Source organism: Paucibacter sp. XJ19-41, from assembly GCF_028462495.1.
In the GTDB taxonomy this organism is placed as follows: Bacteria; Pseudomonadota; Gammaproteobacteria; order Burkholderiales; family Burkholderiaceae_C; genus Roseateles_E.
This window is the reverse complement of record NZ_JAQOWX010000107.1, coordinates 4613-19641: the sequence shown is the minus strand read 5'-3', so window position 1 is coordinate 19641 and position 15029 is coordinate 4613. Positions and strand designations below refer to the sequence as shown.

Here is a 15029-nt window from a genome sequence, read left to right as displayed (position 1 = left end):
GGTTGCCGGCTGCGGCGCATGCAGCTTGACGACCAGCTCGCGCGCCAGCGGCACGGCCAGGGCTTGCTGGGCGCGCTGCGGCGCCAGCGCGCCGCTGAGCATCGCGACGGCGGCCGCCGCGATCAGCGTGGGAACAAGGCGGGGCGTGATCGCGCGCAGCGAGGAGGGGAGGTGTCGGGTCTGCATGGCCGCCACCCTATTGCACGGGCATGAAAAGCGCGTGACAGGACGGCGTCGCGGCGTCGTGGTGGGCGCCTGTCATCGCGACGTCATCGGCGGCGCCCAGCATTGTCCGTTTAGGCGAATGCCACCCAGCCCCTTGCGCTCCCGACCTCTTGTGCCGCCCTCATGTCTGCGCCGGGCCTGTCTCGCGCTGCTGCTGATGTGCTCCGGTCTGGCCTGGGCCGCACCGGCCGCGCAGCAGCGCCTGGCGCTGGACTTCCGCGACACCCGGCTGAGCGCCGTCTTCGAGACCCTGTCGCGGCACAGCGGTCTGAACTTCGTGTTCGATCAGGAGGTGCGCAGCGACACCCGGCTGTCGCTGTCGCTGCGCCATGCCAGCGTCGACGAGGCCCTGCGGCTGATCCTCGCGCTGCAGCAGTTGGAGCAGAAATGGCTGACGCCCAACACGGTGCTGATCTACCCGGCCACGCCGGCCAAGCGGCGCGAGCATCAGGAGCTGCAGACCCGCAGCTTCTACCTGAACAGCGCCGATCCCAAGCAGGTGCAGGCCTTGCTGCGCGGCCTGCTCAAGACCCGCGATCTGGTGGTCGACGAGCGCCTCAACCTGGTGATGATGCGCGACACGCCGGAGACGGTGGCGCTGGCCGAGCAGCTGATCGCCGGCCTGGACCGCCCCGACGCCGAGCTGCTGGTGGAGCTGGAGCTTCTTGAAGTCGCCAGCAGCCAGGGCAGCGAGCTGGGCATAGACTGGCCCAGTTCGGTGCAGCGTGGCCTGCCTGGCGATGTCAGCCGGGTGCCCTGGGGCGCCGGCCGCGAGTTGCTCAGCAGCATCGCCAACCCGGCGCTGGTGGCCCGGCTGCGTGGTGATCGCGAGCTGGCGACCCTGATCGCGAAACCGCAGCTGCGCCTGCGCAACCGCGACAAGTCCCGCATCGAGCTGGGCGGCAAGCTGCCGGTGTTTGGCAGCAGCGCCAGCCCGGACATCGGTGTGACGACCAATGTCAGCTACCAGGACATCGGGCTGAAGCTGGCGCTGCAGCCTCAGGTGCAGTCCGATGGCGAGGTCGTGCTCAAGCTCGATCTGGAGCTCAGCTACCTGCTGGCCGAGGTTCGCTCCGGCGGCAACCCGCCGGCCACCGCCTACCGCATCGGCCAGCGCAGCACCAGCACCGTCGTGCGTCTGCGCGATGGCGAGACCCAGCTGCTGGCCGGCCTGATCGGCGACAGCGAGCGCCAGACGGCGCGCGGCCTGCCAGGGCTCTCCGGCCTGCCGGTGCTGGGGCGCTTGTTCGGTGTTGGCGAGGACAGCCGCCGCAAGTCCGACATCGTGCTGCTGATCACGCCGCGGCTGCTGCGTCTGGCGCCGCTGCCCGGCCCTGAGTTGCTGAGCCTGGCCAGCGGGCGCGATGCCGATCCCAGCGCCGCGAGCCTGCGGCTGCGGCGCGGCGTGGTGGCGGCCTCGGGTGCGCCGTCCGGCGTTGGTGCCGAGCCGGCGCCGCAGACTGCCGCTGAGGCGGGTGTGGACGGCAAGGAGGCCGACAGCGAGGCAGGCAACGAGGCCGATAGCGAGGCCGTCGCCGAGCTGCAGACCAGCGGCAGCGCCGCTATCGGCGAGACCCTGTCGGTGTCGCTGCACAACAAGTCGCCCCATCTGCTGCGCGGTGAGCTGCGCTACGACCTGAGCCTGTTCGCGCCCGCCGAGGGCGGCGCGGCAGCCAATACCGGCAGTGTCGCGTTCGAGCTGCCGCCGCAAGGCCAGCTGTCGCTGCCGCTGCGTGTGCATTCGGGCGCGGCCGGTGTCAGCTCGGTGATCGAGGTCGTCAATCTGCGCGGCCGCAATGCCGCCGGCGATGCACTGCCGGCCCGTCTGGAGGGCGACGGTCAGGTCGAGATCCGGGCCGAATGAGACGGGAATGAGGCGTTCGGCCCATGCCGGCGCCGGCACCATGAGCCGAACGGTCTATGCGCCGGCAATTCCTTCAACAGAAGGTCATCAGCGCTCTTTACATTGCGCAACATTCAGAGCGGCGGGCCCCAAAAGCGGGCTCGTGGTCTGCCCTGTTGTCAACCGCGTCCCTGTCCCCATGAACAACCATGACCCGAGCGACATCCCGATGTCGCAGGAGAGTCTGAAGGCCGAGGCCTTGATGCGTGCGGCTGATTCTGCGCTGGAGGTGAGGCGGCGCTATCAGTTCTTTGTCTGGATGCAGAGCCATCTGCAGCCGCTGCTGCCGCATCAGCTGGCGATCTGCGGCGCCTACCAGCGCGCGGCGCGCGAGCTGGTGTTCGATGTCTTCAACACCGTGCCGCTGCCCGAGCCGCTGCTTACCGAGCTGACCCGCAGCGGCAGCGCGCTGATGCAGCGCCTGCAACTGATGTGGCTGCAGGCGCGCGGCCGGCCGGTCTGCACCAGCGTCGAGGCCGAGGGCGGCGCAACGCCCGATGCGCTGGCCCTGGTCGAGGCGGGCGTCGGCGATGTGCTGCTGCACGGGCTGTCGCGGCCGCAGCGGCCCAGCGAGATCGAGGGCTTCTATGTGTTCGCCCGCGTTGGCGCCCCGGCCACGCCGGCGCAATGCCGTCATCTGGAGCTGCTGCTGCCGCATATTCACGCCACCTGGCAGCGGGTGCAGAACGTCGAGCACGACCTCAGCCCGCTGCCCTCGGCGATGACGCCGCGCAGCAGCCACCCGACCGGCATCACCGAGCGCGAGCGCCAGATCCTGAGCTGGCTGCGCGAGGGCAAGAACAATCAGCAGATCGGCGAGGGTCTGGGCATCAGCGCGCTGACGGTGAAGAACCATGTGCAGAAGATCCTGCGCAAGCTCAATGCCAGCAACCGCGCCCAGGCCGTGGCCTGCGCGATGACGCTGAACCTGCTGGCCCACCGGCCGCCCCAGGGTTTTCCCGTGCTCGAAGCGGCCGACCATAGTCCGAAAGGTCTGTGAACTGCATCACGTTCGCCGCAACGCCTGTCACCTTGGGCTGCGAAAGTGCGAGCTGTCGAAAGGACAGATAGTCGTTCTTTAAGCCAGGGTCGGCCCCAGCGACCCAAACGCCCAAGGCCGCCTCCCGGCGCAGTGCTCCCACGCTGCGCCCCGGCAGCGGCAACCCAGGCGCAGCTGCGGATAGAGGGAGGAGTTCGCCACGGGCTCCGCTTATCCAGGCACCAGTGAACCAACGAGCACAACTCATCAACCTGCCTTTTTCTTTTTCCAATCGGAGAAAACACATGAAATTCAAGACCATCGCCCTGGCCGCCCTGCTGGCCACCACCGGCTCCGCCTTCGCCGAGATCCAGACCGGCCAGACCGGCAGCTTCGGCGAAGCCGAACTGGTGTTCATCGCCACCAACTCCAAGGGCTCTTTCCTGAAGGACCTGGGCGTTACCGCCAACGCCTTCCAGTCCAACGGCAACTTCAACTTCTCGGTGCAAGGCGCCGAGTGGGACAAGTTCGTTGCCTTCGGTGGCAGCGATACCAAGTGGACCGTGCTGGCCGCCAACCCGCTCGGCTTCGGCTTCGAGCCGGGCGAGATCAATCTGTTCACGACGGTCGGTGCCGGTCAAGCCGCCAACGGCATTAACAATCAGGTCTTCAACGATGCCGTGAACAATCTGGCCAGCATTTTTGTCACCAGCGACGACATCGCCACCAACACCGGCATCGGTGCTGACAACATCGAATTGGCCCAAGCCGCCGGCAGCGATGGCTATCTGGCTGGTTATATCAACTTGGCCGGTTTCTACAACCAAGTGGGCTCAGTCAACGAGACCCTGAAGATGGCCTATCTGACTTCGTCTAACGACAATGGCAGTTCCCTGGTCCTGGCCTCGCCGTATGTCAACGCCAGCACCGAGGTGAGCTTCAACGGCACGAGCATCGCCGCCGTTACCGCCCCTGTTCCCGAGCCGAGCACCTATGCCCTGCTGCTGGCCGGCCTGTGCGCCGTCGGCTTCATGGTCCGTCGCCGCCAGTCCTGAGACGGCCTGATCGCTGAGTAAGTAGCAAGCAAGAGAGTCCTCGTTCCCGGCGCCCACTCCAAAAGATGGGTGCCGTGGGCGGAGCTCTGTCCGAATTCCTCATTTTTGGAAGTAACACCATCATGAAGATCCGCAACACCGTCATCGCCTTGGCCTCGCTGGCCGCCCTGGGCTCGGCCCACGCCCTGACCCCCGCCCAGATCGTCGCCGAGCGCACCGCCGGCACGCTGAAGGAAGTCCGCATCGTCGGCGCCTCCGCGCTGCGCCTGGCCCTGGGTGGCTATATGCAGGAAATCGCCGACCCGGCCACGTTCGATGTGTTCTTCAACGACGCCACCGGCGCCAACAACCGCGCCTACTCCTTCCGCCTGAAGGCGCAGGTCGGCAATTGGCCCGCCGGTACCGCCGTGCTGGTGACCAAGCGCGATGCTGGCGGTTCCGGCCAGGGCGTCGGCCCCATCATCACCGCTGACGCGAANCAAGCGCGATGCTGGCGGTTCCGGCCAGGGCGTCGGCCCCATCATCACCGCTGACGCGAACCAGGCCCAGATGCTGGTCGACGCTTCCTGCGTGGCCACCGCCAACGCCTCGCCGACCGCCGACATCCAGACCCCCTCCTTCTATTGCGCCACCACCGTGGGTGCCCTGGCCGACGCCGGCCTGTCCGATGTCGAGCCGGCCCTGCTGGAAGCCGGTATCAACGCGGGTGCCGGCCGCTCGGTCGACAACCTCGACTCCGCCGGCTTTGTGCAGAACGTGTTCGGCGTGGCCGTCAACAAGAAGCTCTACCTGGCCCTGCAAAAGGCCCAGGGCCTGGTCGAAGTGAGCGCCACCGACATCGACGAGTCCGCCGCCAAGCAGCCCAGCATCCCCACCACCTTTGTGCGCGGCGCCTTGACCGGCCAGCTGCTCGGCAGCAGCGCCGCTTCGAAGAAGGGCTGGAACCTGCTGATCCCGGCCTCGGTCGAAGCCAACATCAACAACAAGAAGATCAACGTCTGCCGCCGCACCGCCGGCTCGGGCACCCAGGCCGCGTCCAATGCCTTCTTCGCCAACAACCCCTGCGGTGGTCCGTCGGCCTACATTCCCTCGATCCAAGGCGGTGGCGCGATTTCTGCGACCGGCGCGCTGACCGTGGTGGCCGGTGCCGGCACCGGCAACGTCGAGACCTGCCTGGGCACGACGGCCGAGAACGCCGCTGGCGGCGCCTTCGCGCTGGGCGTGATCGGCCGCGAGAACAACCCGCGCGCCAACGGTGGCGACAAGGGCTATCGCTTCGTCAAGCTCAGCGGCGTGGCCCCCGAGCGCGAGAACGTGATCAACGGCAGCTACGAGTTCGTCACCGAGTCCACGATGCAATGGGCCAAGACCGGCGCCAACGCCCCGGCCGGCGACAAGCTGGAGTTCCTGAAGAATCTGCGCGCCAATATCGGCAAGGCCAGCGTGCTGGCCCAGCTGGACCCGGACCTGCAAGCCGGCCTGGTCGCCACGCCCGACACGATCCCGGCCGGTACCGCCTGGGCGGATCTGCCGGAATCGGTGCGCAGCTTCACCGCTCACACCGCTCGTACCGCTGCCAAGACCTGCACCCCGGTGCGTATGTTCAAGTGATTTGATATGACCTAGGCCTAGCCTGCTGCCAGCTTGGACTTCGCAAGAGGCTGAGCCGGTGAAGTCAAAGGCGAAGCCGGCGTCCGGGAGGGTATATAGCTCTCCCGGACGCTCTCGAATTTCCGTAGGCCCACAAGGGGTCTAGTCAAACCGGCAACGAAACCGAAAGAGTGATGGATATGAAGCTGCGCCCGTTCAACCTCTCCCACAAAGCCAAGCTGTTGGCGCTGTGCGGCGGCCTGATGACGGCGGGCCTTGCCGGCGCGGCGATCGACCCCGGTCACCCGGACTGGATCCCGGACGGGGATGCTGCGAATCCGAGATTCGGCTTCCCGGAACTGACCCTGTTTATCTGGGATCCGGTGGCCAAGGCCATTTACAGCAAGGATCTGGGGACCAAGGCCAAGCCTTATCTGGAGGGGCAGGACCAGACAGGTAACTTCTTCACCTACGCCCAGCAGGATGCTGGCTACCAGAAGTTCTTTGACCCGATCAACATCAACAACGACGCCGCATTCAAGGCTTTTACCGAGGTGTCGACAAACAGCGACAACCAGCAATGGGGCGTGATCGCAACGTCGGTAACGGGTTTTGGAATCGAACCCAATGAGATGTATGCCTTCAGCACACTGCGGCATTTGTCTGCGGCTGGGGTCACCAACCCCGAGTGGAGCCTCTTGAAAGGCACAAAGAATCAGGGCTTCTCGGATGCAGTGTCGAATTACATCAATACGGTAGTTGAGCCCCTGAATCGAGGCGCTGGCGCTGGGGGATCGTTCTCCAACCCCTACAACAGCCATGCTGTTGCTGGGCTCGATTCCAAATTGAACTTCGACTATGCGGTCAATGGATCCAGTGTCGACTTTGAAGGCACGGAGGCTTACTGGGGCAACCTCAGTGGAGGCATTGGTGGAGGTAAGCTGGCCGACGCGGCCAACTTCCTGAACCCGGTCAGCACCACCAATCCGCAGACCGGCACGAAGTCCTACCACTCCTCGTGGTTCTACTACCTGACATCGACCAGTGATCAGGCCTCCGCGCCCATCCTCGTCGACGAATTCGACAACGCCGGCCATGACGGCTACTGGGGCCTGGCCATCAATGGCAATGGCGAATACATCCTCAGCTTCACGATGGAAGCGGCGGTGACCCAGGTCAGCACGGTGCTGGGCATGCAGCGCCGCGCGCGCACCGACTTTGCCGCCGGCGTTGGCGGTATCCGCTTCATCACCGCGCCGCTGGGCGAGTTCGCCGGCTGGACGCCGGGGGGCTTCGTGCCGGGCAACGCCGTGTCGGCCGTGCCCGAGCCGTCGAGCTGGCTGATGCTGGGCCTGGGCCTGGCGGCCCTGGGTTGGCGCGCGCGGCGCAACAGCCGCTGAGTCGTCGCCGCCCCTGCAGCCCTTGCTGAAGACACGCCGCCCTGGATGGGGCGGCGTGCGCGCTTTTGTTCCATAGATTTGTCACCCGCCCCGTCCGGCATGAGCCGTTCGGCCCATGCCGGGTCACCACCGTTTCACCGGTCACCGGGACACTGAGTTCATGGAAAATTTCACGTTCCGCGCCTGCGGTCAGGTGCGGCTCCCCCTGTCTTTGCTGCTGCTGGCGGCGGCGCTGTCGGCCATGCCCGCGCAGGCCCAGCCGAGCGCGCCGCCGGCCGCCGCTGCGAGCGATGCGACAGCGGCCCCGCGCTTTGACATCCTCGAGTTCCAGATCGAAGGCAACACCCGGCTTTCCGATGTGCAGATCGAGGCGGCGGTGCTGCCCTTTCTGGGCGAGGGCCGCAGCATGGTGGATGTCGACGGCGCACGCGCCGCGCTGGAGAAGGTCTATCAGGGGGCCGGCTATCTGACCGTGTTTGTCGATGTGCCGGAGCAGCGCGTCGAGGGGGGTGTGGTGCGGCTGGCGGTGCTGGAGGGCCGGGTCGAGCGGCTGGCGGTGACCGGCTCGCGCTACTACGCCCAGGGCCGCATCCGCACCGCGGTCAGCGAGCTGGCGGCCGGCCAGGTGCCCAACTTCAATATCGTGCAGCAGCAGCTGGCCTCGGTCAGCCGTGGCGAGGAGCGGCGCGTGCAGCCGGTGCTGCGGCCGGGCCGCCAGCCGGGCACGGTGGAGGCCGAGCTGAAGGTGGAGGACAAGCTGCCGCTGTCGGGCAGCTTCGAACTCAGCAATGCGGCCTCGGCCGACACCGATCCGCTGCGCGCCGCCGTCCATCTGCGCTACGACAACCTGCTGCAGCGCGACCATTCGATCGCGCTGACCCTGATGGGCGCGCCGATGGCCAGCCGTGAGTCGCGCGTCGCCGTGCTGAACTACACCGTGCCGCTGGCCGACGGCGATGCGCTGACCTTCACCGCGGTGAACTCCAGCAGCGATGTCGACAGCCTGGGCGGCGTCAATGTGCTGGGCAAGGGCACGACTTTGGGCCTGCGCTACAGCATCTCGCGCGCGCTGGCCGAATCGGTGCACAGCCTCAGCCTGGGCCTGGACTTCAAGGACCTGAAGGAGAACGTCAGCCTGGGCCGCGGTGCGGGTGCCGCCGCGCTGAGCGCCAACCCGCTGCGCTATATGCCGCTGCAGGCGGCCTACAACGGCAGCTGGTTCGGCCCCACCTCGCAGCACAACCTCAGCCTGACCGCGACCCTGGGCCTGCGCCGCCTGCTCTACCGCGAGATCGACTGCCAGCTGGCCGACGGCACTGTCGCGCGCGACGACCAGTTCGCCTGCAAGCGCCGCGGCGCCGATGGCGGCTTCTCGACGCTGAAGCTGGACTGGCGCGGCCAGCAGCGTCTCGGCCCTGTCGAGCTGGCGGCGCGCTTCGGCGCCCAGCTGGCCACCCAGCAGCTGCCGAGCTCGGAGCAGTTCTCGCTGGGCGGTGCCGACACGGTGCGCGGCTACTACGACGGCGTGGCCGCCGGCGATTTCGGCTGGCTGGGCTCGCTGGAGCTGCGCAGCCGCAATTACGCGCCGGCCCTGCTGCGCAGCTTCGAGGGCGCGAACCTGCCGCCCTTCAGCGAGCTGGGCCTGCATCTGTTCGCCGACGCCGCCGCCGTCAGCCTGATCGACCCCGAACCGGGTCAGCAGCGCCGTGTGCCGCTGCTGTCCAGCGGCCTGGGCCTGCGCCTGGCGCTGAGCACCGGCCTGTCCCTCAACCTCGACTGGGGCCGCCGCCACCGCGACCTGCCCACCCGCCGCGCACCGCAGGACCACCTGCATCTGCGCGCCGCGCTGCGCTTCTGAGCCGCGCCCCCAACGCCTGACCGAAGTCCCAAGCCATGGCCCCGATCCCCCGCCTCACCGTCCGCCCCCATCGTCTCAGCCGCGTCAGCCGCCGGAGCCGCTGGTTGCTGCACCCGCTGGTGGCGGCCCTGGCCCTGGCCTTGCCGCTGCAGTCGCCGGCGCAGACACCGCCGGCCGCGATTACCGTGCCCAAGCCGGCGGCAGGTTGGCGGGTCTACGGTCAGGGACCGCGCAGCGCGCCCGAGATCAGTGCCGATGGCCGGCATATGCGCATCCAGCAAGACAGCGCCCGCGCGATCTACAACTGGGCCAGCTTCGATATCGGCGCCGAGAGCTCGGTGACCTTCGACATGGCCAAGGCCGGCGCCAGCGCGCTGAACCGGGTCGACGGCACAGCGCCGAGCCAGATCTTCGGCAAGCTCAGCGCCACCAATGGCGGCGAGGTGCTGATCTACAACCGCAACGGCATCCTGTTCGGCCGGGGTGCCAGCGTCGATGTCGGCAACCTGATCGCGACCACACTCAAGCCCAGGGACGAGGACTACAAGAACGGCTTTGTCGCCAACATCACCGGCGCCGAATCCGCCTTCCGCTTCGATGGCTCGAACGCTGGAGATTTCGGCAAGAGCTTTGTGAAAGTGGAGGCGGGCGCCGAGATCAAGACCGCCGAGGGCGGCCGCATCTTCCTGTTCGCGCGCAAGGTCGAGAACGCCGGCACGCTCAGCGCGCCCGGTGGCCAGGTGGTGCTGGGCGCCGGCGCCGAGGTTTTCTACAAGCTGCCCACCGCCGAGCCGCTTTACGCCGCCGAGAACAACGCGGCGGTGCCGGCGCTGCGCGGCCTGCTGGTCGAGGTGGGCCGCCACACCCTGGGCCGCGCGGGCGATGGCCAGGTCAAGAACGAGGCCAGCGGTGTGATCAACACCCCGCGCGGTAACACCACGCTGGTGGGCATGGCGGTCAACCAGTCGGGCCGCATCAGCGCCAGCACCAGCGTCGCGCAGAACGGCTCGGTGCTGCTGCTGGCTCAGGGCGGCGCGGCGACGCTGGGCATCACGCCCTCCGACGAGCGCTACAAGCGCGCCCAGATCAGCGGCGATCTGGTGCTGGACGCCGGCAGCCGCATCGAGATCACGGCGGCCGACCAGGGCGCCGACGGCAAGGCCCTGAGCGCCGATGACAACGCCGGCTTCGTCAACTCGCGCCTGGACCTGGCCGGCAAGAACATCACGCTGGCGCGCGGCGCCAGCATCGTCGCGCCGGCCGCCCAGGCCAGCCTGCGCGCGCTGGCTGTGCCCGACTACCGCGCCGATCTGCTGACGGACAAGGTCTTCAAGCCCGAGGGCGGCCGCATCCAGATCGATGCCGGCGCCAGCATCGATCTCTCGGGCACCCGCAACACCGAGCTCAGCGTGGCCCGCCATTTCGTCACCACCGAGCTGCTGGGCAGCAATGACCTGAAGGACGCGCCGCTGCAAAAGGATGGCCTGCTCTACCGCAACAAGGTCACGCTGGACACGCGCCAGGACTCGCTGATCCTGGGCAGCCTGGACAGCTATCGCCGCAGCCTGCAGCGCAGCGCCAGCGAACGCATGGCCCAGGGGGGCAGCCTGAAGCTGTTGGCCGGCGGCGCGGTGCTGGCCCATGCCGAGTCGCGGCTCGCGGTCGACGGCGGCCTGCTGCGCTATCTGGACGCCGAGGTGCGCCCGACCCAGCTCTTCAGCGCCAGCGGCAAGGCCTACAGCCTCAACAACGCGCCCAGCGAGCTGCTCTACTCCGCGATCACCAATGCCGGCACCAACAAGGCCCGCTACGACCGCTGGGGCCCGATGGTCAATTACGGCACGGTAATGCCGGCGCGCCAGGAGGCCGGCTACACCGAGGGCGGTCGCGGCGGCAGCCTTTCAGTGGTGGCGCCCGAGGTGTTGCTGGACGGCGCGCTGTCGGGCCAGACCACGCTGGGCCGACGCCAGCGCATCGGCCTCGACGCGCTGCCGGCCGGCGCCAGCCTGGGCATAGGCGCCGCCCGCCACGGGGCCGATTTCGGCGCCAACGCCTATGCCGGCGCGGTGCTGAAGGACTTCCGCATCGGCGCCGATATCGCGCCGCTGGACGAGGCGCAGTGGCTGCGGCTGCGAGCCGACAGCGAGGCCGCGCTGGGCCGCAGCTCGGGCCTGGCCGCGAGCCGGCTGCTGGGCTCGGGCTTCCAGCACATCACGATCGCCGCCGAGGGCGCGATCAGCAGCACGGCGGCGCTCGATCTGCCGGCGCTGGGCAGCCTGCAGCTGCTGTCCCGCGGGGGCCGCGTCAGCGTCGACGCCGACATCCGCAGCGCCTCCGGCAGCCTGAGCCTGCGCAGCTTCAGGAACGAGGTCGCGGTCGCGGCCGGCGTCAAGCTCGATGTGGCCGGCCAGTGGAGCAATGCCGCGCTGGACCCCGAGGCCGGCGCGCTGACGCTCAAGGGCGGCACGCTGCTGGTCTCCGGCGACACCGGCGTGAGCCTGGGTGCGGCCAGCCGGCTCGATGTCTCGGGCGGGGCGCTGCTGGCCGGGGTCAACAGCCTGGCCGGCTGCGCGGCCGGCCAGATCTGCGGTGGCGCCGCCGGATCGATCACGCTGAGCACCGGCAGCAGCACCTTCACCGCCGATGTCGCCGCGCGCCGGCTCTTGCTGGGCGGTGAGCTGCGCGGCTACTCGATGAGCCAGGGCGGCCATCTGAGCCTGACGGCACCGGGCCTGCGCATCGGCAGCGCGCCCACCATCGCCGCGCCGGGCACGCTGGAATTGGGCCCCGAGTTCTTCGGCCAGGGCGGCTTCGGCCGCTTCAGTCTGGACGGCCGTCAGGCCCTGGAGCTGACCGCCGGCACCCGGCTGGCGCCGACCCAGCAGCTCTGGCATGCCGAGGCGAGCACACGCAAGGCACCCAGCGGCAGTGCGATGGATGGGCTGATGACGCTGGCCGCGCCGCGCCAGGGTCTGCCCAAGGCCATAGACCTGAGCCTGGCCTCCAGCGGCCTGGGCGGCAACCGGCCCGAGGGCCGGCTCAGCGTGGCCGAGGGCGCCAGCATCGCGCTGGAGCCGGGCGCCAGGCTGAGCCTGTCGGCCGCGACCGCGCTGGCGATGGACGGCGAGCTGCGCGCCCCGGGCGGCCAGCTCAGCCTGGCCGTCAAGGCCTCCAACAGCGGCGAAGGCGATATCCCGCACTATCTGTGGCTGGGCGCCAAGAGCCGCATCGATGTGGCCGGCCAGCGCCAGCTGCAGGCCAGCACCGATGGCCTGCCGCAGGGGCGGCTGCTGGGCGGCGGCTCGGTCAGCCTGAGCGCCAGCGGCGACAACGCCCATGGCACCAGCCTGGTCTGGCAGCGCGGCGCGGTGATCGACATCAGCGGCGCCAGCGGCGCGCTGCTGACAAAGGAGCAAAGTCAGGGCGGCAGCGAGCAGCGCATTAGCCAGCTGGCCAGCAGCGCCGGCTCGCTGAGCATCAGCGGCAACCAGGACATCGTGCTGGAAGGCACGCTGCGGGCCCAGGCCGGCGGCGCGGGCCAGGGCGGCGGCACGCTGTCGCTGAGCCTGGTGCCCGGCTTTGTGACGCCAAACATCCAGGGCTTGCCGGCGCTGCGCCGGCTGGAGCTGGTCGGTGTCGAAGAGCGCCGCAGCGACGCGCTGCGCGCCGAGGCGCTGCCGGCGCCGACCGGCCTGAGCGGCCGGGCCTCGCTGTCGACCGCGCTGCTGCGGGGCAGCGGCGTGGCCGAGCTGAACCTGAGCGCGCAGGAAGGCATCGTGATCGCCGACGGTGTGAACCTCGATCTGGCCCGCGGCCTCAAGCTCGACACGCCGGTGCTGCTGATGCAGGACCGGGCCCAGGCGCGGCTGGCCGCGCCGCTGCTGCAGTGGCAGAACAAGCAGACGAACGTCATCGCAGTCGGCGGGGGCAATGATCGCCCGCTGCCCACGGCCCAGGCCGGCCATGCCGGGCTGAGCCTGACGGCCGGCGAGCTGATGGTGCTGGACGGCAAGCTGGTGACCCAGGGTCTGGGCCGCCTGAACCTGAGCAGCGGCGGCGATCTGCGCCTGCAGGGCACGGCCAGCGGCAGCGGCTATCAGGGCAGCCTGGCGACCGCCGCCGATACCTGGCTGACGGCGCGCCAGCTCTTCCCGGCCAGCGACACGGTGTTCGGCATCGATGCTGGCAGCCATCTGCTGGAGTTCGCCAGCAGCCCCGGCGCCGCCCCGGCCCTGCCCTGGAGTGCCGGCGGCAGCCTGAAGCTGAAGGCCGCCGACATCGTGCAGGGCGGCCGGCTGCGCGCGCCGGCCGGCCTGATCGAGTTCCAGGCCACGGGTCAGCTGAGCCTGAGCGCCGGCAGCGAGACCTCGGTCAGCGCGGCCGGCCGCGAGTTGCTGTTCGGGACCTGGACGGGCGAGCGCTGGGCAAGCCCGGGCGGCGCCGTGCTCGGCGCGGCACCGGCCAAGGCGATCTCGCTGAATGCGGCGACGGTCGATGTGGCGCCGGGCGCGCTGCTGGACCTCAGCGGCGGCGGCAAGCTCAGCGCCTGGCAGTTCGTGTCCGGCCCGGGGGGTTCGCGCGATGTGTTCACCGGTCTGGACGGCGCCTATGCCATCGTGCCGGGCGTGCTGAGCTCGGGCACGCAGGCGCTGGCCGGCGAGGGCGCATCGGCCTTGGGGCGCCAGATCACGATAGGCGAGGGCGCACCGGTGCCGGCCGGCACCTACACCCTGCTGCCGGCCCGCTATGCGGTGCTGGACGGTGCCTGGCTGCTGCGCCCGGCCGGTGTCGGCGCGATGCCGCTGGGCCTGGGTGTCAGCGTGGCGCGCGATGACGGCAGCCTGCTGCTGGGCGCCCGGCTGGGCCTGGCTGGCAGCGCCGAGCAGGACGCCCGGACCAGCACCTGGCAGCTGCTCAGCGCGGCCCAGGCGCGCAAGTACAGCGAGATCCGGCTGGCCGATGCCGACCAGTTCTTCCCGGCGCTGGCTGCCGGCCAGGACCGCGCCCGGCCGGCGCTGCTGCGCGATGCCGGCAGCCTGGTGGTCGCGACCCAGCAAGCCCAGATTCGCGGCCTGACCCGCTTCGATGCCGGCCGCGGTGACAAGGGCGAGCAGGGCCTGGCCGGCAGCGCCTATTTCGGCGCCGAGCGCATCCAGATCGGCGGCACGGCCCAGGCCGGCGCCCTGCATCTGGACCCGGCGCAGCTCTCGGCACTGGGCGCCCAGCATCTGGTGATCGGCGCGATACCGAAGAACCTGAGCACGCCCGAGCAGCTGGAGCTGCGCAGCAGCACGCTGGAGCTGGCCCCCGGGGCCGCGCCGCTGAAGGCGCAGAGCCTGCTGCTGGCGGCCACCGAGCGCCTCACAGTGGGCCAGGGCGCACGCCTGGAGGCGGCACCGGTCGATGCGCAGGCGCCGAGCCGCCAATGGCAGCTGCAGGGCGACGGTGCGGCGCTGCTGGTCTCCGGCGATGCCGAGGCCGGCCTGGTGCGCAGCGGCGCGCAGCGCCAGCGCGGCGATCTGAGCATAGGCGCCGGCAGCGTGCTGAGCGCGGCCGGCGGCAGCCTGCTGCTGGACGCAACCGGCCGCAGCACGCTGGCCGCCGATGCGACGCTGCAGGCGGACAGCATCGCGCTGGGCGTGTCGCGTCTGCAGATCGGTGGCAGCGCAGCGCTGCAGGACGACAGCACCCTGCTGAGCGCCGAGCTGCTGGCCCAGCTGGGCGGGGCCGAGCGCCTGCTGCTGCGCAGCTATGCGGGCTTTGACTTCCTGGCCGGCGCCAGCCTGGGTGCGCCGGGGCTGGAACGCCTGAGCCTGGATGGCCCGGGCCTGCGGGTGCTGGGCGAGGGCCTGGCCAGCGTCAGTGCCGCGCGCATCGACATCGGCAACAGCACCGGGCTGAGCGCCGGTGACGCGCCGGCCGCAGGGCGCCTGCGGCTGGACGCCAGCGGCCAGGGCGCGGGCCAGGGCGAGATCCATATGCTGGACGGCAGCCAGCGCTGGCAGCTCGGCGGCGCCGA

At 69.6% G+C, this 15029-nt stretch carries 8 protein-coding genes; 7 read left to right on the top strand and 1 reads right to left on the bottom strand.

Annotation, left to right across the window (positions count from 1 at the left end):
• Positions 1-186, bottom strand: a 186-nt coding sequence (locus PO768_RS22275; protein WP_272647805.1) for a hypothetical protein, incomplete at its 3' end; no start/stop codon positions are given.
• Positions 187-382: 196 nt separating this feature from the next.
• Between PO768_RS22275 and PO768_RS22270 the strand changes: the two genes are divergently transcribed.
• The 7 genes from PO768_RS22270 to PO768_RS22240 form a co-directional block, all read left to right on the top strand.
• Positions 383-2089 (top strand): secretin N-terminal domain-containing protein, encoded by a 1707-nt coding sequence (locus PO768_RS22270; RefSeq protein ID WP_272647804.1) that lies wholly within the window; start codon positions 383-385, stop codon positions 2087-2089.
• Between the two features lie 178 nt (positions 2090-2267).
• Positions 2268-3128, top strand: a complete 861-nt coding sequence (locus tag PO768_RS22265; RefSeq protein ID WP_272647803.1) for a LuxR C-terminal-related transcriptional regulator — start codon at positions 2268-2270, stop codon at positions 3126-3128.
• A gap of 284 nt (positions 3129-3412) precedes the next feature.
• Positions 3413-4162: a PEP-CTERM sorting domain-containing protein gene (locus PO768_RS22260; protein ID WP_272647802.1), complete on the top strand. Its 750-nt coding sequence runs from the start codon at positions 3413-3415 to the stop codon at positions 4160-4162.
• 549 nt (positions 4163-4711) lie between these two features.
• Positions 4712-5773, top strand: a complete 1062-nt coding sequence (locus tag PO768_RS22255) for a hypothetical protein (protein ID WP_272647801.1) — start codon at positions 4712-4714, stop codon at positions 5771-5773.
• A gap of 173 nt (positions 5774-5946) precedes the next feature.
• On the top strand, positions 5947-7152 hold the full coding sequence (locus PO768_RS22250) for a PEP-CTERM sorting domain-containing protein (RefSeq protein ID WP_272647800.1): 1206 nt from the start codon (positions 5947-5949) through the stop codon (positions 7150-7152).
• A gap of 160 nt (positions 7153-7312) precedes the next feature.
• Positions 7313-9010 (top strand): ShlB/FhaC/HecB family hemolysin secretion/activation protein, encoded by a 1698-nt coding sequence (locus tag PO768_RS22245; RefSeq protein ID WP_272647799.1) that lies wholly within the window; start codon positions 7313-7315, stop codon positions 9008-9010.
• A gap of 35 nt (positions 9011-9045) precedes the next feature.
• A partial coding sequence (locus PO768_RS22240) for a filamentous hemagglutinin N-terminal domain-containing protein (RefSeq protein WP_272647798.1) occupies positions 9046-15029 on the top strand: 5984 nt, incomplete at its 3' end.